Here is a 24,084-nt window from a genome sequence, read left to right as displayed (position 1 = left end):
CGGGCGGCGCGGGGTTCATGCGGCAAGCTGCCGGGTCTGGCCAAGCGCCTGGTCGATGGCGGCCTGGCGCTGTTCTGGGCCGATGCTCACGCCGTCGGCCATCACGAATTCGGCCTCGATGCCGATGAAGGCAAAGACCGAGCGCAGGTAGCTTTCCAGATGCTCCAGCGCCACCCGCGCGTCGTCGCTGTAAAAGCCGCCGCGCGCCAGGGCGATGATCACGCGCTTGCCGCCGGCCAGCCCCTCCGGCCCCTCGGCGGTATAGCGGAAGGTCTTGCCGGCGACGACGATGCGGTCGATCCAGGCCTTGAGCTGGCTCGGCAGGGTGAAGTTATACATCGGCGCGCCGATCACCACCGTCTCGGCGGCCAGGAACTCGTCCAGAACCGCGCTGTCGGCCAGCGCATCCAGCGTCAGATGCGGCAGCGGCGCGCCGGCCAGGTCGCGGCGGATGACGGGGACGCCGGGCCGGGCCTCGGCCAGCCGGTCGATGATCGCCTGGCTGACGATGCGGCTGACGCTGTTGTCGCCGGTGATGCTGCTGTCGATATGCAGGATGGTCACTTTTGTCTCCTAGGTATGGAATTTATACTGAGGCCGCTTAGATAACCATCGGGAAGACCCCCGCAAGAAGGCACAATCCTGTGCCGCAGTTACATGGCTGTGACCCGGTCACGGCAAGGAAACCGGAGAAACCAGATGCATGACCCCAACAGTTTCGGTTGCCGGGCCTTTGCCGCCGTCCTGCAGCGGATCGGCGACAAATGGAGCCTGCTGATCGTTTCGGTCCTGGCCGAGGGGCCGCGGCGGTTCAGCGAATTGCGCCGCGAGATCCCCAGCATTTCCCAGCGCATGCTGACGCTGACCCTGCGCGGGCTGGAGCGCGACGGGCTGGTGTCGCGCACGGTGACGCCCAGCATTCCGCCGCGCGTGGATTACGAATTGACCGAGCTTGGCCGTTCGCTGCGCAAGCCGGTCTGCGCGCTGGCGGAATGGGCGATGGCGAATATCGACGCGATCCATGATGCCCAGGCCCGTTTCGACCGGGCGGGCGAAAAGGTCTAGCCGGGACAAGGCCCCTGCATTCGATCTGCCGGGGGCAATGCCGTTCAGATGGCGAAATCTTCCAGCGCCTTGCCGGCGGCCAATCCTTCGGCGATCCAGCGGGGTTTGCGGCCGCGCCCGCTCCAGGTCAGATCGGGATTCTCGGGGTGGACATATTTCGGCGCGGCCGCGGGACGCTGCGCCGCCGTCTCGATCAATTGCGTCAGGGAAAAGCCGAATTGTTTCGCGGCTTCCTCGGCCTTGGCGCGGGCTTCGGCCTTGCGGCGGGCCTCGAAACCGGTGATGGCCCTTTCGACATCCTTGCGCAGCTGTTTCAGCTCGGCCAGGGACATGGCGTTCAGATCGATCTCGGTCATTTGCAGTTCCTTTCGATAGGCGATTGGCGCCGCTGCCGCATTCACGCCGGAAACCGGCGGCCGGCGAAGGCGCCGCGCTGATCGCTCGAAAATAACCGCCGGGCGGTCGGAATATCAAGATCCAGCGCCGCGGTTTTTCAATCGCCCATTGGCGACGCCGGCAGCATTTCAAGCCGCCCGATGGCCATGCGCGGCGTGCGATCTTAATCCCGGCGATCATCGGGTTTTGCGTCGCTGGGGCCGCAGGAGATCGCCTTTTCATTCCAGCGTTTTGCCTGGTCGATTTGCGCCGATGGGCGCACCGATTATGCGATCTTCATCGCTTGGCTTCCAGAAACCTTGCCGGCCGGTTGTCCTGGAATCCGCCGGATCATTGGCGTTTTTATCGCAGGCGACCGGCAATTCCGGGCGGGGCGGCCGCGTGCCGCGTTGATGCCTGGGCTTTGGCCCGGATATGATCCATGTCAAGGCGCGGTCGGGGCGGCCGGGGCCATATGTCGAAAAGGATGGCTGCCATGGATCTCGACTTTCTGCTTGAGCATGTTCCCGAGCCGCAACTGGCCGCGATCTTCGGTTTGCTGGTCGGGGCCGTCTTTGGCTTTTCCGCGGAACGGTCGTCCTTTTGCCTGCGCGCGGCCACGGTGGAATTCGCTCGTGGCAGCCTGGGGCCCAAGGTCGCGGTCTGGCTGCTGACCTTTTCGACCGCGGTGATCTGGGTCCAGGGGGCAGGGCTTCTGGGCCTGTTCCGCGCCGAGGAGGCGCGGATGATGGCCGTCACCGGCAGTTGGTCGGGCGCGGTGATCGGCGGGCTGATGTTCGGCGCCGGCATGGTGCTGGCGCGCGGCTGTTCGGGGCGGCTTCTGGTGCTGGCGGCGACGGGGAACCTGCGCTCGGTCGTGTCGGGGCTGATCTTCGCGGTGGTGGCGCAGATGGCGCTGCATGGCTGGCTGGCCCCCTTGCGGCAAGAGCTGGCGGGGCTGTGGACCACGCCGGGCGGGCGCAATGTCAGCCTGCTGACAGCGCTGCCGCTGCGCGAATCCGGCGCCATCCTGGTCGGCATCGGCTGTGCCGTGCTGGCGCTTTGGCTGGCGCGGGCGAACCGGATCGGCCTGCCGGTGCTGGTCTTTGCCTCGGGCGTGGGCTTTGCGGTGGCGCTTGGCTGGGTGCTGACCTTTTCGCTGTCGCAGCAGGCCTTCGATCCGGTCAGCGTGACCTCGGCCACCTTTTCCGGGCCTTCCGCCAGCACGCTGATGTTCTTTCTGACCGAAAGCCCGATCCTGGATTTCGACATCGGCCTGGTGCCGGGCGTCTTTGTCGGCGCCTTCCTGTCGGCGGCGCTGAAGCGGCGGCTGAAGTTCCAGGGCTTCGAGGGCGAGGGGCAGATGCGGCGCTCGATGTTGGGGGCGGCGCTGATGGGCTTCGGCGCCATGCTGGCCGGGGGCTGCGCCATCGGCGCCGGCGTCTCGGGCGGCTCGATCTTCGTGGCGACGGCCTGGCTTGCGCTGTTGTGCATGTGGATCGGCGCCGTCATCACCGACTGGCTGGTGGACCAATCCGCGCATCGGGCGACGGCCTGACCGGCCGGGGGCGGGAAAAGGCAGGGGCCGGAAAAATGCCGGCACGGACGCATGAAATCGCTTCGTTATATCGCTCAAGTCGTATATTCGTATCTTGCTATATAAGCAGGAGAGGATTTCACATGCGTGCCATTCTTTTTGGCCTGGCATTGTCGGCGCTGTCGCCCCTGGCTCCGGCCTGGGCGAGCGATGCGGCGGCCTTGCCCGAAAACAAGCAGACGGTGCAGAAGCTGTATCTGACCGCGGCCGAGGCCTATGAAAAGGTCGTGCAGTCCCCGCAGGAGGTGCTGTTTCTGGATGTGCGCTCGCCCGGCGAGGTGGCCTTTGTCGGCATGGCGACCGTCGCGGATGCCAACGTGCCCCACATGATCCAGCCCGCATCGCCCGCCTGGGACGACAAGCGCTCGACCTTCAAGATGGAAAGCAATCCCGGCTTCATCGACGAGGTCCGGGCCCGCCTGGGGGCCAAGGGCCTTGGCCAGGATGCGGCCATCGTCCTGATCTGCCGGTCGGGCGACCGTAGCGCCAAGGCGGCCAACGAACTGGCCAAGGCGGGCTTCGGCAATGTCTGGTCGGTGACGGACGGGTTCGAGGGCGACCTTGCCAAGGACGGGCCGCTGGCCGGAACCCGCAGCGTCAACGGCTGGAAGAACGCGGGCCTGCCCTGGAGCTACAAGCTGGACAAGGCCAAGATGCACGGGATGTAACCCGGCGGGCCGGAGCGGCCGGGCAGGGCAGGCGCCCGCCCGGCCGCAGCCTTATTCGAACTCCATCTCGGCAAAGACCACGCCGGCATTCTTGGTCGCCAGTTCCTCGAACGTATCGAGCCGCGACCAGCGCGACTGGTCGACGTAATAGGCGCCGCCCAGGTCGCCGCCCTCTTCGATATGCGCGCCGATCTTTTCGCGCAGATCGGCCAGGTAGTCGCGGGTATAGCGCGTCACCTGCGCCAGGTTGGTCGGATGGCCATGGCCGGGAATGACATGGGCCGGGGCCAGCGGCGCGAATTTCGTCTCCCATGTCTCGATCCAGCACGAGGTGCAGGTGCCCTCGAAGATCGGCGGCATGCGCTCGTGAAAGGCGATGTCGCCGGCGATCATCATCGACCATTGCGGGATCCAGACCTGGGTGTCGCCGGGCGAATGCGCGGGCCCCAGGTGCAGCACCTCGATGGCGACGCCGCCCATGGTGATGTCCTTGCGGTCGGTGAAGGTCTCGGTCGGATGGGCGATGACCGTGCCCTCGGCCCTTTCGCGGGCATAGTTCTGCAGGCCGGCCAGATCCTGCGGCGCGCCGTCGGCGAATTCGGCGGCGGCCTCTTCATGCGCCAGGATCGGCACGCCCTGCGCCGCCCAGTAGCCGTTGCCCAGCATGGCGTGGCCCTGGCCGTTTTCGTTGATGACCAGCTTGACCGGTTGGTCGGTGACGGCGCGGATTTCCGCGTGCAGCGCCTCGGCCAGCTGCCACGACGCGCCCGAGTTCACCACTACCACGCCCTCGTCGGTCACGATGAAGCTGAGGTTGTTGTTGTGCCCGGCATTGTCATAGGTCGGCGGCGCGGTGGCGCCGATGGCCGAAAAGACGTTCGGGATCACCTCGACCGGCTTCGAATACAGGACCGATTGCGGGTATTGGTCGGGGATGTCCTCGGAGGCGAAGGCGGGCGCGGCGACCAGGCAAAGCATCAGTCTGCGCATCAGATCTCTCCCGTGAAGCGATAGCCGGTTTCCGCCTTCTCGACCCGGCCGAGCCCGCCTTGCGGCAGGTGGTAGCCGATGAAGGGCATGGCATCCGCCGCCAGCCGTTCCAGCAGCGCAATGCGGGTGGCGGCGGCCAGCGGCGGATCCTGGTCCGAGGGCGAGGGCCAGTCGGGGCGCTCGAAGGCGATGTGGTGGTTGCCGATCGCATCGCCCACGACCATCAGCGCGCCCTCGGGCGTCGCGATCTCATAGGCCAGGTGGCCGGGGGTATGGCCGGGGGTCAGACGCGCGGTGATGCCGGGCAGGGCCTGTTCGCCGTCCGCCAGCTTGCGGATGCTGTCGGCCACCACCTCCAGCCGGCGCGAGGCGCCGATGGCAAAGCTGGCGCGCTCCTCGCCGATGCTGTCGACGGTGGCGGGGTCCATCCAATAATCGAACTCGGCCTGGCCGATCATGTATTCGGCCTGGGCAAAGACCGGCTCGTCGAATTCGTCCAGCAGGCCCCAGAGGTGATCGGGATGGCCATGGGTGATCAGCACATGGGTCACGTCCTCGGGCGCCAGCCCCAGCGCCTCCAGCGCCTCGATCACCTTGCCGGCGGTCGGCATGAAGTCCGGGCCCGATCCCAGGTCGAACAGCACCGTGTTGGTGCCGTCGCGCAGCAGCGTCAGGTTGCAGGGCGGCGTCAGCGCGCCCGCCGCCAGCCCGTGCCGGGCCATGAGGGCCGAGACCTCGGCCTCGGGCAGGCCGGCGAAGGTGAAGTCCAGCGGCAGTTCCAGATGCCCGTCCGACAGGCTGTCGATGCGCACCGGACCCATGGTCAGGGTGGTGGCGGCCCAGGCCCGCCTGTAGGGCAGGGCCAGGGCGGCGGCCGAGGCCGCAAGGAAATGGCGGCGGCTCAGTTGCATGGGTTCGTCCTTCCGGTTCAGCCGAAGATGTCGGCGGTGATGCCCGCATACCAGCCGAGGCTTTCCTCATAGGTCAGCTTGCGCAGCGCGGCATCCTCGCCGGTGTTGCTGATGAAGTTCTCGACGCTGGCGATCCGGTCGCCGTTCGGCTGGTAGGACGCGCCCAGCTTTATGCCGTCATCGGGGGCCAGCAGCGACCAGCAGGTGTTGGAATACTTGGCCGGGAACACCCGCGAGCCGGTCAGCTCGCCGCGGATCGCCATGGCGGCGACCTTGGCCTGGCTGTTGGCCGAGAAGGCGGATTTCGGCATGTCGCCCTGGGCGCTGGAATCGCCCAGGATCCAGACATTCTCGTCCATCCGCGACTTCATGCTGTCGGGATGCACCGGGGCCCAGCCGCTCTCGTCCGTCAGCCCGGCGATGGCGGCGATCCGGCCGGCGCTCTGGGCCGGGATCACGTTGCAGCAATCGACCTTTTGCGCCGTGCCCTCGACCAGCACCTCCATGCTGTCGGGGCGCACCTCGACGCTGGCGCCGCCGAATTCGGGGCTGATCCATTCGACCATGCCGTTGTAATATTTCCCCCAGCCCTCCTCGAACAGCGTCTGCTTGGAGAATTTTTCCTTGGGGTCCAGGATGATGATCTTGGCGGTCGGATTGCCCTGCTTGAGCAGATGCGCGACCATGCTGATCCGCTCATAGGGGCCGGGCGGGCAGCGATAGGGGTTGGGGGGCGCGACCATGGCGAAGACGCCGCCCTGGGGCATCGACTCGATCATGCGCCTGAGCAGCTGGGTCTGCGGCCCGGCCTTGTAGGCATGGGGCATGATTTCGGCCGCCTCGAGCGACCAGCCGGGGACCGAATCCTCCTTGAACTCGATGCCGGGCGACAGCACCAGCCGGTCATAGGGCAGCACCTGCCCGCCCGCCAGCGTGACCGTCCGCGCCGCGCGATCCACCCCGACGGCCGTGTCGTTGACGACGGCGACCCCGGCGGCGGACAGCTTGTCATAGCCGTGCTGAAGGCTTTCGAAATCGCGGAACCCGCCGATATAGAGGTTCGAGAAGAAGCAGGTCGTATAGACCGGATTGGCCTCGACCAGGGTCACGTCCAGCGCGCCCCGGGAATCTCTGGCCATGTAATGGGCCGCCGTGCCGCCGCCGGCGCCGCCGCCGATGACGACGACCTTCGGCTTGCCCTGTCCCAGGACGACGGGCGCATAAAGCAGCCCGGTGGCGGCGGTGGCGCCCGCGATCAGCGATCGTCTCGTCAGGATCATCTTTCTCTCCTCCCTGATGAACGGTCCGGTGCGTGGCAACCGGCCGCTTTTCGGTCATTCGAGCGTGGCGAAGAAGGCGGCCAGCGCCGCGATCTCTTCCTCGCTGAGCCTGCCGGCCATCATCTGCATCACCGGATGCGGCCGCAATTTCTGCTTGTAGGCGTGCATGGCGACCACGAAATCCTCCTGCGGCCAGCTGGCGATCGAGGGGATGCCCTGGTCGGAACCGTCGCGCTGGTGGCAGGTGGTGCATTCCGCCGACAGATAGGCGCCGAACTCGGGATCCCCGCGCAGGGCCAGCACCTCTTCGGACAGCACCGGCGCGTTGCGGCGGGCGGTGGGCTCGGCCTCGGGAATGTCCTGGGGCCGGTCGGAATAGTCGCGCATATAGGCCATCAGATCGGCCCGCGCCTGGGGCTCGGCCAGCCCGCGATAGGACATGCGCGTGCCGGTCACCAGCGCCTTGGGGTTCTCGATATAGGCGTCGAGCGTTTCCAGGGTCCAGGTCAGCCCGTCATTGCCCTTGCGCTTCATGGCCTTGGAATAGCTGAAATCGGCCAGGCTGGCGGCGCGGCGGCCGAAGACGCCGTTCAGCCGCGGGCCGACGGAATGGCGCGCGCCCTTGCCGATCCGGTGGCAGACCGAGCATTCCTTGCCGAACAGCTCTGCCCCGTGGACCGCGTCTCCGATTTCGGCCGCTGCGGCCGGCGTGGTGCCGGTCGCGGCGGCCAGGAACAGCGCGGGCAGAAGCTTGCGCTGTTTCATGGGTTACTTGGCGAAAGTGGCGAGATAGGCGATGACGGCGGCGCGATCGTCCTCCTTCTTCAGCCCGGCAAAGGACATCTTGCCGCCCTTGATCATCCCCTTGGGGCTTTCCAGATAGGTGTGCAGGGAAGCATCGTCCCAGACCAGCCCGTCCGCGGCCATGGCGAGCAGGGGCTTGGAGTATTTGAAGCCCTCGACCTTGCCCGCCGGGCTGCCGACGATGCCGTTCAGCGTCGGGCCGGTGCTGTTCTTGGCGCCGTCGCCGACCTTGTGGCAGGCGGCGCATTTCTTGAACACCTTTTCGCCCTGGGCCAGCAGCGCCGGGTCCGCAGCGGCCGCGGCTTCCGCCGGGGCCGGGGTTTCCGGCGCCGCTGCGGCGGTCTTGACCACGACCTCGGGCGCGGCTTGCGCCGGTGCCTCGGCCGGCGCGGCCTCGGCCTTCTTCTCGACCGGCGCGGCGGGTTCGGCCGGTTCGGCAGCTGCGCCCAGGTTGGGCATGCTGCCGGCCGGGCGGCCGTCGGGATCCTCGGGCGTCACGTTCAGATCGACCGCGCGCTTGGTGATCTCGACCCCGACCGCGCAATCCGTCATGCAGGGCTCTTTCGAGAACAGCGGATATTCGCTCTGGTCGCGGTCGTCGGGATAGAAGCCCTCGGCATTGGGCAGCACGACCTTGGTGAAGTTCTCGTGGGTCAGGACGAAATCGTCCTCAACCAGCCCGTTGGAATAAAGCAGGAAGGCGGTGATGGCATAGGTGTCGTCCACCGACAGGGTTTGCGCCGAGCCGAAGGGCATCGAGCGATGGACATAGTCGTAGACCGTCGACAGATAGGGCCAGTAGCTGCCGATGGTCTTGACCGGGCGCGGATCGGTCAGGCTGCCGTCGCCGCCCGCCAGCACCGGCCAGCTGTCCAGCCCCTCGGCGAAGTCGCCGTGGCACGAGGCGCAGTTGTCGGCGAAAAGCGCATCCCCCGTGGCGACATCGCCCGAGCCGGGGCGCAGCCCCTGGCCGTCGGGCAGGACCGCAGTGTCCCAGGCGCTGATCTCTTCGGGCAGGGCCACGCGGCCCAGTCCCAGCTTTTCCGCCATGGCCGGACCGGCAAGCACCGAGGCCGCCAGCACCGAGCCCAAAAACAGCTCAAGCGATTTCGACATTCTCGACCTCCCCGTCGGCCTTGACCCACCAGGTCTGGATTCCATTGTTGTGATAGACGTTGTTGCGGCCGCGGATGGCGCGCAGGGCATCCTTGGTCGGCTGGACATAGCCGGTCTCGTCCACGGCGCGCGATTGCAGCAGCATTTCCGACCCGTCCCATTCGATGTCCAGGTGGAAGCGGGTCAGCGCCTTGGGCAGGGCCTGGCCGGTGATCCGCGCCGTGGTCCAGTTCTTGCCGCCGTCCAGCGAGACATCGACGCGGGTGACGCGGCCGTTGCCGCTCCAGGCCAGGCCGGAGATCACCAGCGGCCCCTTGCCGTGGCGGATCGGCACCTGCGGGCTGGGCGAGGTGATGACCGATTTCGCATCCATCACCCAGGTCCATTTCCGCGCCCGGCCGTCCGGCATCAGGTCGGTGTATTTCGAGGTCTCCTCGCGGCTTTCCACCGCCTTGTCATAGATCCCCAGGCGGCGGACCCATTTCACCCACATGTTGCCTTCCCAGCCCGGCACGACCAGGCGGGCGGGATAGCCGTGTTCCTTGCGCAGCGCCTCGCCATTGGCGAAGAAGGCCAGCATCATGTCGTCCATCACCTTTTCCATCGGGAAGGAGCGACCGTTGGACGAGGCATCCGCCCCCTCGGCGTAAAGCCATTTGCCCTCGGGCTTGACCCCGGCCTCGGCCAGCAGCACCGACAGCGGCACGCCGACATATTCCATGTTGTGGATCATGCCCTGGGTATACTGGCAGCCCTCCAGCTGCGCGCCGCCCCATTCCATGCCGCCGTTTGCCGCGCATTCGCAGAAGGCGGTGGTGGTGGTGCGGGGAAAGCGCAGCAGATCCTCGAAGGTGAAGACCAGCGGCTTTTCCACCAGCCCGTTGATCATCAGCCGGTAGTCCTGCTTGCTCAGCTCGATGGAGCCGGAATGGTGCCGCTCGAAGGCACAGCCCTGGGGCGTGATCGTGCCTTCCAGCGCATGGATCGGCGTGAAGTTGATCGAAGAGACCGGGCTTTCGGTCAGCCATTCGACATATTGCCGCTTCACATGCGATTCGAAATGGATCGGCAGGCCGTAGGGATTGGCATCGACCGCCTCGCCGAATTCCGAGGCCCAGGGCTGGATCTCGGTAATCAGCGGGTCGGGGGTTTCGGCCGCGCGGGCCAGGCCCGTGCCGGTGACAAGGCTGGCGCCGGCCACCGCGCCCCCGCGCAGAAAGGCGCGGCGCGAGGTGCCGACGGCGTCCTTGCCGTCCTTGGTGAGTTCGTCTTTCATGGGCGAACGCTCCTTCGTGATTGTCAGACCCCGGTCACGGTGACCGAGGTGTTGGGTTGCAGGCGGACGGTGCCGATCTTGCGGATATGCGATTCGACCACGTCCCAGATTTGCGGGCCCTCGGTGCCTTCGTTGACCGATGCCCAGCCGGCGACTGTGTAGGATTTGGCGGGCTCGATGGCCTCGCCCGTGTCGGCCAGCGCCATGGCGCCGATCCGTTGCCCCATCGGCTTGGACACGTCGATCGCATAGGCCAGCCCGCCCACGCGCACCATGTCCCCGCCTTGCTGGTAATAGGGGTCCGTGTTGAAGATGTTGTCGGCGACGTCCTCCAGGACGGTCCTGAGCGTCTCGCCGGTCATTTCGGTGCGGTAGACCGCGCCATAGGTCATCGAGGTGACGTTGTGGACGTCCTCGCGGGTGATCGCATCGCCGGGCAGCAGCGTGGTGCCCCAGCGCACGCCCGGCGACAGCGCGATCTGCACGTCGCGTTCCGTGCGGATGGCGTCGCAGATCAGGTCGTCCCAAGAGCCGTTGAAGTTGCCGCGGCGGTAAAGCAGGCTTTCGGTGGTGCCGATCTTTTCCTCGAGCTGCGCCTTGAAGGGCGCGCGCTCGGCGTCGATCAGGGCGGCCATGTCGGCATCGGGCGTGATGACGTCCGAGAAGATCGGGATCAGCTTGTGGCGGAAGCCCATCATCTTGCCGTCGCGCACGTCCAGGTCGACGCGGCTGACGAATTTCCCGTTCGAGCCGGTGGCGATCAGGATCGTCTCGCCGATCAGGACCGGCTCGGGGACGGCGTCATGGGTATGGCCCGACAGGATCACGTCGATGCCCTTGACCCGGCCCCCCATCTTCTTGTCGACGTCGAAGCCGTTGTGCGACAGGACCACGACCAGGTCGACGCCCTCGGCACGCAGCTCGTCCACGACCTGCTGCATCCGTTCCTCGCGGATGCCGAAGCTGTATTCGGGGAACATCCATTTCGGGTTGGCGATGGGCATGTAGGGGAAGGCCTGGCCGATGACGCCGATGCGCTGGCCGCCGCGCTCGAAGATCTTGTAGGGCTCGAAGGCCGGCTCGTCCCATTCCACGTCGAAGATGTTCGCGCCGAGGAAGGGGAACTTCAGCTGGGTCTCGACGATCTCCTTGACCCGCTCGGTGCCATAGGTCCATTCCCAATGGCTGGTCATGGCATCGACGCCAAGCGCGTTCATCACGTTCACCATGTCCTGGCCCTTGGTCAGGAACGAGGTCATCGAGCCGTGCCAGGTGTCGCCGCCATCGAGCAGGATCGAGTCGGGCCGGGCGGCGCGGATCGCCTTGACCACGGTCGCGACGCGGTCCATGCCGCCCATCCGGCCGTAGCCGCGCGCCAAGGCCTCGAAATCCGGGTAGCTGAGCGCATAGGCATCGGCCGATCCGGGCGCGATGCCGAACATCTTCTGGAACTCGGCGCCGGTGACATGAGGCACCTTGCCCTTGGCGTCGCCCACGCCGATGTTGATCTCGGGCTCGCGGAAATAGATTGGTTTCAACTGGGCATGGATGTCGGTCACATGGATCAACGTCACATTGCCGAAATCGTCGAACTGCAGCAGCTGGTCCTGGGTCAGCGCCTGCTGCGCCGACACCCGCGACCATGTCCCGAAACCCGAGGCCCCGACCAGGGCCGAGGTGGCCATGGCGACCTGAATGAACTCACGTCGGGTAATCATCCCCCGGTTACTCCTGTGCGTTTCGGACAAGACTCTTCCGCCGCGCCAAGGCGCGCCGAAGCATTGCCCTTTCGATTGGTAGGGAAGGGGACCGCCGGCAGGGCCGGCGGTCGCAAGGCTTCAGTGCCGGACCGACACGCCTTCGACCGAAAGGCCGTTGCCGCGCGAGGCGACGTAAAGCTCCAGCGCCTTGAAGTCGTCCGAGCCGGCCTTGAAGGTCTCGGCGCGGGTGTCGCGGACGCAGCCCACGAAACGCTGCTGTGCCGTGACCATGCCCGAGTCCTTGAGCCGGTAGGTCGGGAAGCCGTTCACCTGGCCCTGGCTCAGGTGGTCGGCCCGGATCATCAGGCCGTTGTTGTCCTCGTGGCAGTTCGCGCAGGACATTTCCAGCTGGCCATAGCGGGTATAGTAGATCTCCTTGCCATGCTCCCAATAGGGGGCAGCGGGCCCGTCGATCTTGACGTTGACAGCCATGCCGCGTGACTGAAGCGAGATCAGCGACAGCATGTCCTTCATGTTCTCCGAGGTCACGCCCCATTTCTCCAGGCCCATGCGCTCGGTCACGCAGGCGTTGACGTAATCCTCCATGATCATCAGCTTGCCGGTCTTTTCGTCGACCCGAGGCATGACGGCGCGCAGCCCGGCCATGGATTCCGGTCCCTGGTGGCAACTGGCGCAGCTTTCGCCGCCCGTGCCCATGGCCGCGTTCCACTTGTCGAGGCCGCGGTCCACGAAGACCATGGCGGGGTTGTCGAAATCGTCCCGCTCCAGATCCCGCGTGGTGTCGTCGCGAAAGTGCCAGCCGGAATAGATCGCGTCGAACGTGTCGGCCAGAAAGGCGGGCGGTGCGGTCTTGGTCACGATCTCGACCTGGCCCTCCTCGGCTTCGATGACCAGTTCGTCCTCGACCGGGTCCGCGAAAGCCGCGCCCGCAAGGGCGAGGCCAAGGGCCGTGGCGGCCAAGGTGCCTTTTGTCTTGGTAAAGCGCAGCATCGCGTCTCCTCCCTGGATCTGGATGTTTGCGGCGCTCAGGCGACCGAGATCGGCTTCACGTCTTCGTAGACAGAGCCGTCGTCGTCATACCAGGTGAACTTGAATTCCCCGGCCGCATCGACCTTGGCGTCGAATTCGAAATAGGGGTTGGTCGAGACCGCCGGGTCGATCGCCACGTCCACCACGTTCACCCCGTTCAGGTCGCACGTGAAGCGGTTGATGATCGAGCGCGGGATCAGCTTGCCCTCGGCATCCTTGCGCTGGCCCGATTCCATCTTGTGCGAGATCAGCGCCTTGATCGTCACGCTCTCGCCCGCCTTGGCCGAACTCGGAACCTTCACGCGGGGCTTTGCATCATCTGCCATCGTAATTCTCCTGTTCCTGGACTCAGCCGCCGCAGCCGCCGATGGTGACTTTGACGGTGGTCTGGGCCTTCACGATCGAACCGTCGCCCATCTTCGCCAGCGCGATCACGTCCTGGGTCTGGGCCAAGCGGATGCGGGTCGCGGCGCGCTGGTCGGCGGCGGCGGGACCGAAGTTGAAGGTGGCGACCGCCGGCTCGGGGTTGCCCGCCGCCAGCAGCATGACCGACACCGCGCCGGGGGCGCTGACCTCGATCGGCACGGTATTGCCGTTCTCGGCGATCTCGGGGGCGGTCAGGGTAATCCCGCCTTCGCCCGCGGCCGCGCCGCCGGTGAAGGCCGCGGTCAACTCGTCAACGGTGCTCGCCATCACGGCCTTGCCCGGCAGGGCGGCGGCGGCAAGCCCGCCAAAGCCGATCCAGAGCGCCTCACGTCTTGAAAGGATCATGTCTTTCTCCTTGATTGTCGGGCCTGTAGAGATCAGGCGTCATTCCTTCAGCGTCACGAGGAAGGCCACGACATCCTCGATCTGCTGTGCGTTCAGGATGGGGGCCAGCGGCTCGGCCCCGGCCTTGCCGGTGAAGCCGTCGCCGGGCCGGACGAAGCCGTCCACCTTGTAGAAGGCCGGCATGAAGGTGCCCTCGAAGGTCATCTTCGCATTGGCGACGATGCCGCGCAGCTGGGCCTCGGTCCAGCGATCGCCGGCGCCGTCCAGCGGCGGGGCGATGGTGCCCGGAAACTCGACGTCCGGCAGCGCCCCGATCTGGTGGCAGGCCACGCAGTTGCCAAGCGCGTTGGTGGTCATGACCCGAACCCCTTCCTCGGGGTTGCCTGGGGCGCCGGTCAGGGAAGCCTCGACCGCGCCTTCGACATAGACCACTTCCTTAGGTGCCGTTTCACAGATGGCAGGCGTCGCGATGGCCATGGCCACCACCGACGCATACCATAGATGGCTGCTCATGCTGTCCTCCCTGTGCTCTCCCTGGGTTGATGATAGCGAATGGACGCCGGTCCTTACAACATAAATATAGCAATTTTTGAATATTTATATGTATGCCGGTCCGAAGGGGCCGGATCAGTCCTTGCGTTCCAGTTCGCGGGCCAGAAACTTCTGGAAATGCTCGCCATTTTCATAGCCATGCGCCCGGACCCAGGTCAGCAGGGCGCTGGTCGTGCCCTTGCCGAACGCTCCCGGCATCATCGCCACGGCGGCCTGGGCGGCGGTCTTGTCGGCCGGCACTTCCTCGGGAAGGAAGATCATCGTCGGCGTGAACATGACGCCCCAGCGCACGGCCATGTCCTTTTCCGAAAGGGCGGTGCCGTCGAAATCCGTGACCTCGACATCGCCGAACAGGTTCATCTGGACGACGAAATAGCCGTCGCGGATCAGCGCGTCGATCTCGGGGTCGGGAAAGACCTTCTCGTGCATCTCGGCGCAATAGATGCAGCCGCGCTGCTCGACCAGGATCAGCAGGCGCTTGTCCTGCGCATTGGCCTCGGCCAGATCCTCGCGCAGATCCTTGAAGGTCTCGCGCAGCCAGGTGGGCTTGTGCAGGCCGTCGTCGCCGATTTCGGCGGCGGCTGCGGGTGCTGCCGCCAGCAGCAGGCAGGCGGCCAGGGCGCGGATCGGTGTCATGGTCGGGCTCCTCTCAGGTAAGCGTGGCTGTCCAGTCGAAGTTGCGAATCATCCAATCGGCGATGGCGTTGACGGAATTGGTGGCGATCAGGATGCCGAAGACGATCAGCATGACCCCCATCGCCTTTTCCACATGCCCCATCATCGCGCGGTGCCGCGCGACCCAGGACAGGAACGGTGCCGCGAAAAAGGCCGCCAGCACGAAGGGCAGGGTCATCGCCAGGCCGTAGACCACCAGCAGCAGCCCGCCCCGCCACAACTCGCCCATGCCCGAGGCCACCATCAGGATCGCCGCCAGTGCCGGCCCCACGCAGGGCGTCCAGCCGAAGCCGAAGGCCAGCCCCATCACATAGGCGCCGATCAGGGTCGAGGGCTTGGCCTCGGTCTGCACCCGCGCCTCGCGGTAAAGCAGGCCGATCCGCAGCACGCCCAGGAAATGCAGGCCGAACAGGATCAGCACCCCGGCGGCGACCCAGGACAGGGTTTCCTTCCATTGCGCGAAGGCCTTGCCCAATGCCGTGGCCCCCAGCCCCAGCAGCAGGAAGATCGTCGTCACGCCCAGGGCAAAGGCCAGCGCGCGCAGCACCATCCGCCGGCGCGCGCCCGGCGCCACCGTGCCGCCGTCGCGCAATTCGCGCACCGACGCCCCCGCCATATAGGACAGGTAGAACGGCACCATCGGCAGGATGCAGGGCGAAAGAAAGGAAAGCAGCCCCGCCAGCGCGGCCCCGCCATAGGTGACATCCAGCATCGTTACCCCCCGCAACTTGCCGTGCTGCCGATGCTTGCCCGGCGGCCGGCGTTATATTAGAATATTCCTATGTTCAAATTATGGCGTCAATCCTGTTCTGGAATCCCCCTATCCAAGCCCATGCTGCTGGCGCTGCTTGCTGCGGCATGGCCGGCCGGGACGGCATGGGCGGCAGAGCTGCGGCTCTTGATGTTCGAACAGCCCGGCTGCCTTTATTGCGCGCGCTGGGACGCCGAGATCGCGCCGCAATATCCGCTGACCGACGAGGGCAGGGCCGCGCCGGTGCAGCGGCTGCAGATGCGCGACCCCCTGCCCTCGGGCGTCGAGCTGGCGCGGCCCGTGACCTTCACCCCTACCTTCGTGCTGATGGCCGGCGAGGTCGAGTTCGGCCGCCTGGAAGGCTATCCGGGCGAGGACTTCTTCTGGCCCATGCTCGCCCGGCTGATCGGCCAGGCCGAGCCTGATTCCACCACCGATCCGCGATAAATTGGCCCAGCCCTCCGGTTTGGGTTGCCGCGCGCCGGCTTACCCGGCATTTAGGGACCGAAGGGAATGGGGATGAGCCCTTGGGCGGTATCGAGAACATCCGGCAGGAACCGGAACAGGAAGCCGATTTCGACGCGCTGATCAAGGCTGCGAACGATGCCTCGACCTTTCTGAAAGCGCTTGGCCATGACGGCCGCCTGATGATCCTGTGCTATCTGATGAGCGGCCCGAAAAGCGTGACCGAGCTGGAGAATCTGCTGTCCTCGCGCCAGGCCGTGGTCAGCCAGCAACTGGCGCGGCTGCGCCACGAAGGACTGGTCAGCGCGCGGCGCGACGGGCAGACGATCTTTTATTCGATCCTCGATCCCAAGGTCGTTGACTTGCTTGTCGTTCTGAAAAAGCTGTTCGGGACGGATTGCTGATCCCGCGGGGAGGCGGGGGCGGTGCCGGGAGGCCGCGGAACCGGATTTCCGCGGGAATGGGAGAGATGCGATGGATGAGCTGCCCTATGGATTGCTCGCCGCCCTGGTAGGGCTGGCAGGCGGGATCGTGCTGGGACTTGCCGCACGGCTTGGGGACTTCTGCACGCTCGGCGCGCTGGAATCGGCGGTCTATGGCAAGGACGCCCGGCGGCTGCGGCTTTGGGGCGTGGTGCTGGGGGTGGCCATCCTGACGACGCAGGCGCTGGCCCTGGTGGGCTGGATCGAGCTGGAGAACAGCTTCTACCACACCATCCGCTGGAACCCGCTGGCCTCGATCGTCGGCGGGCTGGTGTTCGGCTATGGCATGGCCATGGCCGGGAATTGCGGCTTCGGCGCGCTGGTGCGCTTCGGCAGCGGCGACCTGCGCTCGCTGGTGGTGGTGGTGGTGATGGCAATCATCGGCTTCATCGTCCTGTCCGGGCCGCTGGCGCCGCTGCGCGTGCTGCTGTTCCCCCAGCCCGAGGCAAGCGGCCCGCAGGGCATCGTCCACGACCTGGGCCTGCTCGGCCTGCCGGCGCCGCTGACGGTGGCGCTGTTCGGTGCCGGGGCACTGGCCTGGGGGCTGGGATATGCGCCGCTGCGGGCAAGGCCGCAGATGATCGCCTGGGGCGCCGCTGCGGGCCTGGCGGTCAGCTGGTGCTTCTTCGGCACCAGCTGGCTTTACGACCACAGCCTGGGCGCGGTCCAGATCGAGGGGCCCTCGTTCACCGCGCCGGTGGGCCGGACGCTGATCTACCTGATGACCTCGACCGCGGGCGGGATCACCTTTTCCGTGGGCTCGGTCGTGGGCGTCATGGCCGGGGCGCTGATCGGCTCGATGATCCGCGGCCTGTTCAAATGGGAGGCCTGCGAGGATCCCCGCGAACTGGGCCGGCAGGTCGGCGGCGCGGCGCTGATGGGCGCGGGCGGCGTGGTGGCGATGGGCTGTTCGGTCGGGCAGGGGGTCTCGGCCTTCGCGGCCCTGGCCTGGTCCGGCCCCGTCACCCTGATCGCCATCGCCGCCGGTGCTGCATTCGGGCTGCGCCGCCTGATCGGCGGCTTCCAGAACGCCGTGGACTGAAACCTGGCGCCGGCCGACCCTGCCTGCGTCGCGCGGATCGCCAGCCTGCCGCGGCTGCGCCAGGGGTCGGTCCCACCACCCTGATCGCCATCGCCGCCGGTGCCGCATTCGGGCTGCGCCGCCTGATCGGCGGCTTCCAGAACGCCGTGGACTGAAGCCTGGTGCCGGCCTGCCCCGCCTGCGTCGCGCGGATCGCTGGCCTGCCGTGGCTGCGCCAGGGTCCGGTCCCACCGCCCTGATCATCCTCGCGGCCGGTGCTGCATTCGGATCGCTCCGCCTGATCGGCGGCTTCCAGAACGCCGTGGACTGAAGCCTGGTGCCGGCCGGCCCCGTCTGCGTCGCACGGATCACCAGCCTGTCTCGGCTGTGCCAAGGGTCGGCCTCGCTACCCCCGAAAGCAATCACCGGAAAAGCGAGGCCGCCCCCCGGTCCGGCAAGTACTTGGCAGGGGACGGCATCGCCTTTTCCGGGCCGCGGCCGAAGGCGCGGCAGGGCGACGGCACGCGATCCGGCCGCGGCCCCGCTGCATCGCTTCGCCGGAACGGCCCCTGCGCTTCTGCGCGCCGGGCCGTTCCCTTTCGTCACTCCATCTCTATCATGAGGTCTTTTGCGTCGATCTGTTCACCTGGCCTGACGTGGAGGGTCTTGATCAGGCCGGCTCTGTCGGCGTGGATGGCGGTTTCCATCTTCATCGCCTCGATGGTCAGCAGCAGGTCGCCGGGGTTGACCTTCTGCCCCTGGGCGACGGCGACCGAGGCGACGACGCCGGGCATGGGGGCGCCGAGATGGCCCTCGTTGCCCGGATCGGCCTTGGGACGGGCGGCGGTCTGCGCCTTCACCAGCCGGTTCGGAACCCGGATCACCCGCGGCTGGCCGTTCAGCTCGAAGAAGACCTTGACCTCGCCCTTCTCGTCGGTCTCGCCCACGGTCTGCAGCCGGATCTCCAGCGTCTTGCCGGGGTCGATCTCGGCCTCGATCTCCTCGCCCGGCTCCATGCCGTAGAAGAAGGCCCGAGTCGGCAGAACCCGGACCGGGCCGTATTGCCGGTGCCGGCCCATGTAGTCCAAAAACACCTTGGGATACATCAGGTAGCCGTTCAGGTCCTCGTCGTCGACCGCCTTGCCTTCCAGCTGGCGGACCAGCTCGGCGCGGGCGGCCGCGATGTCGACCGGCGGCATCGCCGCGCCGGGGCGGGCGGTCAGCGGTGCCTCGCCCTTCAGCACCTTCCCTTGCAAGGCCTCGGGCCAGCCGCCGGGGGGCTGGCCCAGGTTGCCGCGCATCATGTCCACGACCGAATCGGGGAAGGCGACCTCGACCGCCGGGTCCTCGACCTGCGCGCGGCTCAGCCCCTGCGCCACCATCACCAGCGCCATGTCGCCCACCACCTTGGAGCTGGGCGTGACCTTGACGATGTCGCCGAACATCCGGTTCACCTCGGCATAGGCCTGGGCGACCTCGTGCCAGCGCTCCTCGAGCCCGAGCGAGCGCGCCTGCGCCTTGAGATTGGTGAACTGGCCGCCGGGCATCTCGTGCAGCCAGACCTCCGAGGCCGGGGCCTGCAAGCCGCTCTCGAAGGCGGCGTAATGCTCGCGCACCGCCTCCCAGTAGTTCGAGATCCGGCGGATCGCCTCGATGTCCAGCCCGGTGTCGCGGTCGGTGTGGCGCAGCGCCTCGACCACCGAGCCCAGGCAGGGCTGCGAGGTATTGCCCGAGAGCGCATCCATGGCGCAATCCACCGCATCCACCCCGGCCTCGGCCGCGGCCAGGATCGAGGCGCCGCTGAGCCCGCCGGTGTCATGGGTGTGGAAATGCACCGGCAGGCCGATCTCTTGCTTCAGCGCGCGGACCAGGATGGCGGCCGAGGCGGGCTTCAAGAGCCCGGCCATGTCCTTGAGGCCAAGGATATGCGCGCCGGCATCGCTGAGCTCGCGCGCCATCCTGAGGTAATATTGCAGGTCGTATTTCGCGCGCGCGGGATCGAGCAGGTCGCCGGTATAGCAGATCGTGCCCTCGCAGATCTTGCCGCTTTCGATCACCGCATCCATGGCGACGCGCATGTTCGGGGTCCAGTTCAGGCTGTCGAAGACCCGGAACACGTCGACCCCGGTCCTGGCCGCCTGGGCGACGAAGCTTTGCACCACGTTGTCGGGATAGTTGGTGTAGCCGACGCCGTTGCTGGCCCGCAGCAGCATCTGCGTCATCAGGTTGGGCATGCGGGCGCGGATGTCGCGCAGCCGCTGCCAGGGGCATTCCTGCAGAAAGCGATAGGCGACGTCGAAGGTGGCGCCGCCCCAGCATTCGACCGAGAACAGGCCGGGCAGGTTCGCGGCATAGCTGGGCGCCACCCGGATCATGTCGATCGAGCGCATGCGCGTCGCCAGCAGCGACTGGTGCCCGTCGCGCATCGAGGTGTCGGTGATCAGCAGGCGCTTCTGGTCCAGCATCCAGTCGGCGACGGCCTTGGCGCCCTTTTGCTCCAGCAGCTGGCGGGTGCCGGGGGCGGGCTCGGCCTGGGGCCGGGGCGGCACCGGGATGCGGGCCTCGGCCGGCGGGCGGGGGCGGCCGGCGGTCTCGGGATGGCCGTTCACGGTGATGTCGGCCAGGTAGACCAAGAGCTTCGTCGCCCGGTCGCGGCGCTTGCGGAACGCGAACAGGTCCGGCGTGGTGTCGATGAACTTGGTGGTATAGGTGTCGTCGAGGAAGGTCGGGTGCTTCAAGAGGTTGATGACGAATTCGATGTTCGTCGCCACCCCGCGCACCCGGAACTCGCGCAGGGCCCGGTCCATGCGCGCGATGGCCTTTTCCGGGGTCTGGGCATGGGCCGTGACCTTGACCAGCAGGCTGTCGTAATAGCGGGTGATGACGCCGCCGGAATAGGCGGTGCCGCCGTCCAGGCGAATGCCGTTGCCGGTGGCCGAGCGATAGGCGGTGATGCGGCCGTAGTCGGGGATGAAGCTGTTCAGCGGATCCTCGGTCGTGACCCGGCATTGCAGGGCGTGGCCGTTCAGGTGCACGTCCTCCTGCCGGGCGACGCCGGTGGCCTGGGCCAGCGTCGCGCCCTCGGCGACCAGGATCTGGGACTGCACGATGTCGATGCCGGTGACCTCCTCGGTCACGGTATGCTCGACTTGGACGCGCGGGTTCACCTCGATGAAGTAGAAGGCCTGGCTGTCCATATCCATCAGGAACTCGACGGTGCCGGCGTTCTGGTAGCCGACGGCGCGGCCGATCTTCAGCGCCAGGCCGCAGACTTCCTGGCGCTGTGCCTCGGTCAGGTAGGGCGCCGGGGCGCGCTCGACCACCTTCTGGTTGCGGCGCTGCACGGTGCAGTCGCGCTCATAGAGATGATAGAGCCCGCCATGGCTGTCGCCCAAGAGCTGCACCTCGACATGGCGGGCGCGCAGGATCATCTTTTCCAGGTAGCCCTCGCCATTGCCGAAGGCGGCCTCGGCCTCGCGCCGTCCCTCGCGCACCTTCTCGGGCAGCTCCTCGGGGGTCATGATCGGGCGCATGCCGCGCCCGCCGCCGCCCCAGCTGGCCTTGAGCATCAGGGGATAGCCGATCCCGGCCGCCTCGCGCCTGATCGCGTCGAAATCCTCGCCCAGCACCGCGGTCGCCGGGATCACCGGCACCCCGGCCGCGATGGCCACGCGCCGGGCGCTGGCCTTGTCGCCGAGCGCGCGCATGGTGTCCGAGGAAGGCCCGATGAAGGCGATGCCGGCGGCCTGGCAGGCATCGACGAAATCGGGGTTTTCGGAGAGCAGCCCGTAGCCCGGATGGATGGCATCGGCGCCCGATTCCCTGGCGACGCGGATGATCTCGGCGATGCTGAGATAGGCCGCCACCGGCCCCAGGCCGCCGCCGATGCGGTAGGCCTCGTCCGCCTTGAAGCGGTGCAGGCTCAGCTTGTCTTCCTCGGCATAGACCGCGACCGTCTTCTTGCCCAACTCGTTCGCAGCCCGCATCACGCGGATCGCTATCTCACCACGGTTCGCTACCAAGATCTTTCGGAACATCAGTCCCCCCATGTTCGCCCGGTGGGCATCCTATCCATGCTGCGGTGCAGCGCAAGCACCCTTCGCGACGGTTTCATGACGCGGCTTTTCTCATCTCACCGACGTTCGCGAAAGAAGTCTTGCAGCAGCCGCCGCGATTCTTCTGCCGAAATGCCGTCGATGATCTCTGGCCGGTGATGGCATTGCGGATGGTCGAAGACCCGCGCGCCATGGCGCACGCCGCCCATGCGCGGATCCTCGGCGCCGTAATAGAGCACCGCGATCCGCGCGGCCGAGATGGCGGCGGCGCACATCGGGCAGGGCTCGAGCGTGACCCAGAGCCGCGCGCCGGGCAGGCGTTCCGAACCCAGGGCGGCGCAGGCGGCGCGGATCGCCAGGATCTCGGCATGGGCGGTGGGGTCGCGCAACTCGCGCGTGCGGTTGCCGGCCTGGGCCAGCACCTGGCCGTCGGCGCCGGTCAGCACCGCGCCCACCGGCACCTCGCCGCGCCTTGCGGCGGCGCGGGCTTGGTCCAGGGCTGCGGGCATGTGCGAGGCAAAATCCATGCGCGCTTTTCGCCCGCGCCTGCCGCTTGCGCAAGAACTGCTTTCCATCCTGCGGCATTAAGCGTAGAAGCACCGCTTTGCCACCGCAGAGATGCGCAGGAGATCGCCATGACCGACACGCCCGAATCCGCCCCGAAACCCGCCGCCAAGGCAGAGCGCATCGCCAAGGTGATGGCGCGCGCCGGCGCCGCCTCTCGCCGCGAGGCCGAGCGGATGATCCTGGAAGGCCGCGTGACGGTGAACGGGCAAAAGATCGACAGCCCGGCGCTGGACGTGATGCCCTCGGACAGGATCCGCGTCGACGGCAAGCCGCTGGAAGAGCCGCAGGAGACGCGGCTGTGGCTTTACTACAAGCCCATCGGCCTGGTGACCTCGGCCTCGGATGAAAAGGGACGGCAGACGGTGTTCGACGCCCTGCCGCGCGACCTGCCGCGGGTGATGACCGTGGGGCGGCTGGACCTGAATTCCGAAGGGCTGCTGCTGCTGACCAATGACGGCGAGCTGAAGCGCCGGCTGGAGCTGCCGACCACCGGCTGGCTGCGCCGCTATCGCGTGCGGGTGAACGGCCAGCCGAACGACCTGACCTTTGCGCCGCTGCGCCGCGGCGTCACCATCGAGGGCGAGGAATTCGCGCCGATGGAGATCAGCCTGGACAGCCAGCAGGGCGCCAATGCCTGGCTGACCGTAGGCATCCGCGAGGGCCGCAACCGCGAGATCCGCCGTGCCATGGCCCATGTCGGGCTGATCGTGAACCGGCTGATCCGCATCGGCTATGGCCCTTTCAAGCTGACCGGGCTGGAGGAAAACGAGGTGCGCGAGGTCAAGCGCAAGGTGCTGCGCGACCAGCTGGGCGGGCTCTTGACCGGCGAGGCCGAGGAAAAGCCGCGCAGCTTCCGCGAACGCGGCGCGGCCGAGGGCGATGACCGCCCGCGCAAGCCGCGCGAGGATGGCGAGCGCAGGCCCTTTGCCCGCCGCGAGGGTGGGGAACGCAAGCCTTTTGCCCGTCGTGAGGATGGCGAGCGCAAGCCTTTCGTCAAGCGGGCCGAGGGCGACGCCCGTCCGCGCAATCCGCGCGAGGATGGTGAACGCAAGCCCTTTGCGCGCCGTGAAGACGGTGAGCGCAAGCCTTTCGCCAAGCGCGCCGAGGGCGACGCCCGTCCGCGCAATCCGCGCGAGGATGGTGAACGCAAGCCCTTTGCGCGCCGTGAGGATGGTGAACGCAAGCCTTTCGCCCGGCGCGAGGATGGGGCGCGGCCCTTTGCCAAGCGCGAGGACGGAGGCCGCAAGCCCTTCGCCAAGCGCGAGGATGGCGAGCGCAAGCCCTTTGCCCGCCGCCCGGAGGGCGAAGGCAAGCCCGCGCGCGATGCCAAGCCCTTCGGCAAGGGTCCGCGCGGCGGTCAGCCCGGCTTCAAGGGCGGCGCGAAAGCCGCCGAGGGCGAGCGCAGCTTCAAGCCGCGCGGCGAGGCGGGCTTCAAGCCCAAGGGCCAGGGCAAGCCCGCCCGCGCGTTCCAGACCGGCAAGCCCGGCGCGAAACCTGGCGCGAAACCCGGTGCCCCCAAAACCAGTCGCGCCCCCGGAAAGGGAGCGCGACCAGAGGGAAAAGGCCCGCGGCGCGGCTGATCGCGCCGTCTTGGGAATGGCCGGTGCGGCTGGTCGCGCCGGCTTGCATCATGCAGCGTTGCGGAACGCCGGGTCGATCGCGGCCCCGCTGCATCGCGGAATGCGGAGGGAAGGCCCGCCTGCAGGGGCCGGTCCCTCGGGTGCGGCTTACTTGGTCAGGATCAGCTTGCCGGCGCGGGTGATGCGCAGGTTGTACACCTGGTCGCCCAGCACGATCAGCGCCTGATTGCCGCCGGCAGTCAGCAATTCGGCGTCATATTCGGGAAGTCGTTGCAGGGCGGTCACGCCGGGACGCGTGAATTCGGCGGGGCGGGTCGCGGTCATGTCCAGTTC

At 67.2% G+C, this 24,084-nt stretch carries 25 protein-coding genes; 7 read left to right on the top strand and 18 right to left on the bottom strand.

Going from position 1 to position 24,084, the window contains the following annotated elements:
* Positions 1–15: 15 nt before the first annotated feature.
* Positions 16–564 (bottom strand): FMN-dependent NADH-azoreductase, encoded by a 549-nt coding sequence (locus E3U25_RS07450; protein WP_036757762.1) that lies wholly within the window; start codon positions 562–564, stop codon positions 16–18.
* Positions 565–699: 135 nt separating this feature from the next.
* On the opposite strand from E3U25_RS07450, the gene E3U25_RS07445 reads away from it, so the two are divergent.
* On the top strand, positions 700–1,065 hold the full coding sequence (locus tag E3U25_RS07445; protein ID WP_036757763.1) for a winged helix-turn-helix transcriptional regulator: 366 nt from the start codon (positions 700–702) through the stop codon (positions 1,063–1,065).
* Positions 1,066–1,109: 44 nt separating this feature from the next.
* Here E3U25_RS07445 and E3U25_RS07440 read toward each other — a convergent pair whose 3' ends face one another.
* Complete coding sequence (locus E3U25_RS07440; RefSeq protein ID WP_114535902.1) at positions 1,110–1,421, bottom strand: H-NS histone family protein; 312 nt, start codon at positions 1,419–1,421, stop codon at positions 1,110–1,112.
* 515 nt (positions 1,422–1,936) lie between these two features.
* Between E3U25_RS07440 and E3U25_RS07435 the strand changes: the two genes are divergently transcribed.
* Entirely contained in the window at positions 1,937–2,998 is a 1,062-nt protein-coding gene (locus E3U25_RS07435) for a YeeE/YedE family protein (protein WP_114535903.1), read from the top strand.
* A 122-nt stretch (positions 2,999–3,120) separates the two neighbouring features.
* Positions 3,121–3,705, top strand: coding sequence for a rhodanese-like domain-containing protein (locus E3U25_RS07430; protein WP_072464274.1), 585 nt, complete (start codon positions 3,121–3,123; stop codon positions 3,703–3,705).
* Between the two features lie 51 nt (positions 3,706–3,756).
* On the opposite strand, the gene E3U25_RS07425 is transcribed toward E3U25_RS07430, so the two are convergent.
* From E3U25_RS07425 to E3U25_RS07365, 13 genes are all read right to left on the bottom strand, one after another.
* Positions 3,757–4,695, bottom strand: a complete 939-nt coding sequence (locus E3U25_RS07425) for an MBL fold metallo-hydrolase (RefSeq protein ID WP_036757768.1) — start codon at positions 4,693–4,695, stop codon at positions 3,757–3,759.
* Complete coding sequence (locus E3U25_RS07420; RefSeq protein WP_116220762.1) at positions 4,695–5,606, bottom strand: MBL fold metallo-hydrolase; 912 nt, start codon at positions 5,604–5,606, stop codon at positions 4,695–4,697. The genes E3U25_RS07425 and E3U25_RS07420 overlap by 1 nt, the downstream gene beginning before the upstream one ends.
* A 17-nt stretch (positions 5,607–5,623) precedes the next feature.
* Entirely contained in the window at positions 5,624–6,886 is a 1,263-nt protein-coding gene (locus tag E3U25_RS07415; RefSeq protein WP_116220763.1) for an NAD(P)/FAD-dependent oxidoreductase, read from the bottom strand.
* Positions 6,887–6,940: 54 nt separating this feature from the next.
* Positions 6,941–7,651: a c-type cytochrome gene (locus tag E3U25_RS07410; protein ID WP_116220764.1), complete on the bottom strand. Its 711-nt coding sequence runs from the start codon at positions 7,649–7,651 to the stop codon at positions 6,941–6,943.
* Positions 7,652–7,654: 3 nt separating this feature from the next.
* Complete coding sequence (locus E3U25_RS07405) at positions 7,655–8,806, bottom strand: c-type cytochrome (RefSeq protein WP_116220765.1); 1,152 nt, start codon at positions 8,804–8,806, stop codon at positions 7,655–7,657.
* Positions 8,790–10,082: a sulfite dehydrogenase gene (soxC, locus tag E3U25_RS07400; protein WP_036757778.1), complete on the bottom strand. Its 1,293-nt coding sequence runs from the start codon at positions 10,080–10,082 to the stop codon at positions 8,790–8,792. The genes E3U25_RS07405 and soxC overlap by 17 nt, the downstream gene beginning before the upstream one ends.
* 23 nt (positions 10,083–10,105) lie before the next feature.
* A complete protein-coding gene (gene soxB, locus E3U25_RS07395; RefSeq protein ID WP_116220766.1) occupies positions 10,106–11,800 on the bottom strand; it encodes a thiosulfohydrolase SoxB in 1,695 nt (564 codons plus the stop codon).
* A gap of 120 nt (positions 11,801–11,920) precedes the next feature.
* Positions 11,921–12,793 carry a sulfur oxidation c-type cytochrome SoxA gene (gene soxA, locus E3U25_RS07390; protein WP_116220767.1) on the bottom strand — a complete coding sequence of 291 codons (873 nt, stop codon included), beginning with the start codon at positions 12,791–12,793 and terminating at the stop codon, positions 11,921–11,923.
* Between the two features lie 35 nt (positions 12,794–12,828).
* The gene (gene soxZ / locus E3U25_RS07385) at positions 12,829–13,158 is read right to left on the bottom strand and encodes a thiosulfate oxidation carrier complex protein SoxZ (RefSeq protein ID WP_036757783.1); all 330 of its coding nucleotides are present in this window, start codon (positions 13,156–13,158) and stop codon (positions 12,829–12,831) included.
* 22 nt (positions 13,159–13,180) lie between these two features.
* Positions 13,181–13,603 (bottom strand): thiosulfate oxidation carrier protein SoxY, encoded by a 423-nt coding sequence (gene soxY, locus E3U25_RS07380; RefSeq protein WP_036757785.1) that lies wholly within the window; start codon positions 13,601–13,603, stop codon positions 13,181–13,183.
* 39 nt (positions 13,604–13,642) lie between these two features.
* Positions 13,643–14,116: a sulfur oxidation c-type cytochrome SoxX gene (soxX, locus tag E3U25_RS07375; protein ID WP_036757787.1), complete on the bottom strand. Its 474-nt coding sequence runs from the start codon at positions 14,114–14,116 to the stop codon at positions 13,643–13,645.
* 114 nt (positions 14,117–14,230) lie between these two features.
* The gene (locus tag E3U25_RS07370) at positions 14,231–14,791 is read right to left on the bottom strand and encodes a SoxW family protein (protein WP_114535896.1); all 561 of its coding nucleotides are present in this window, start codon (positions 14,789–14,791) and stop codon (positions 14,231–14,233) included.
* Positions 14,792–14,804: 13 nt separating this feature from the next.
* A complete protein-coding gene (locus E3U25_RS07365) occupies positions 14,805–15,542 on the bottom strand; it encodes a cytochrome c biogenesis CcdA family protein (protein WP_036757789.1) in 738 nt (245 codons plus the stop codon).
* Between the two features lie 120 nt (positions 15,543–15,662).
* On the opposite strand from E3U25_RS07365, the gene E3U25_RS07360 reads away from it, so the two are divergent.
* From E3U25_RS07360 to E3U25_RS07350, 3 genes are all read left to right on the top strand, one after another.
* The gene (locus tag E3U25_RS07360; RefSeq protein WP_240540516.1) at positions 15,663–16,028 is read left to right on the top strand and encodes a thioredoxin family protein; all 366 of its coding nucleotides are present in this window, start codon (positions 15,663–15,665) and stop codon (positions 16,026–16,028) included.
* Between the two features lie 98 nt (positions 16,029–16,126).
* Positions 16,127–16,450, top strand: a complete 324-nt coding sequence (locus tag E3U25_RS07355; RefSeq protein WP_243700249.1) for an ArsR/SmtB family transcription factor — start codon at positions 16,127–16,129, stop codon at positions 16,448–16,450.
* 70 nt (positions 16,451–16,520) lie between these two features.
* On the top strand, positions 16,521–17,570 hold the full coding sequence (locus tag E3U25_RS07350) for a YeeE/YedE family protein (protein ID WP_116220768.1): 1,050 nt from the start codon (positions 16,521–16,523) through the stop codon (positions 17,568–17,570).
* A gap of 581 nt (positions 17,571–18,151) precedes the next feature.
* On the opposite strand, the gene E3U25_RS07345 is transcribed toward E3U25_RS07350, so the two are convergent.
* Both E3U25_RS07345 and E3U25_RS07340 read right to left on the bottom strand, forming a co-directional pair.
* Positions 18,152–21,586: a pyruvate carboxylase gene (locus E3U25_RS07345; RefSeq protein WP_116220769.1), complete on the bottom strand. Its 3,435-nt coding sequence runs from the start codon at positions 21,584–21,586 to the stop codon at positions 18,152–18,154.
* A gap of 95 nt (positions 21,587–21,681) precedes the next feature.
* Positions 21,682–22,131, bottom strand: a complete 450-nt coding sequence (locus E3U25_RS07340; protein ID WP_114535491.1) for a nucleoside deaminase — start codon at positions 22,129–22,131, stop codon at positions 21,682–21,684.
* Between the two features lie 108 nt (positions 22,132–22,239).
* Between E3U25_RS07340 and E3U25_RS07335 the strand changes: the two genes are divergently transcribed.
* Positions 22,240–23,751, top strand: a complete 1,512-nt coding sequence (locus E3U25_RS07335) for a pseudouridine synthase (protein WP_116220770.1) — start codon at positions 22,240–22,242, stop codon at positions 23,749–23,751.
* Between the two features lie 147 nt (positions 23,752–23,898).
* On the opposite strand, the gene hemP is transcribed toward E3U25_RS07335, so the two are convergent.
* Positions 23,899–24,075, bottom strand: coding sequence for a hemin uptake protein HemP (gene hemP / locus E3U25_RS07330; RefSeq protein WP_010394206.1), 177 nt, complete (start codon positions 24,073–24,075; stop codon positions 23,899–23,901).
* Positions 24,076–24,084 lie beyond the last annotated feature (9 nt).

The organism is Paracoccus versutus (assembly GCF_029909795.1).
Lineage (GTDB): Bacteria > Pseudomonadota > Alphaproteobacteria > Rhodobacterales > Rhodobacteraceae > Paracoccus > Paracoccus versutus.
The sequence above is the reverse complement of the archived record's forward strand: the minus strand, read 5'-3'. Positions and strand labels throughout refer to the sequence as shown.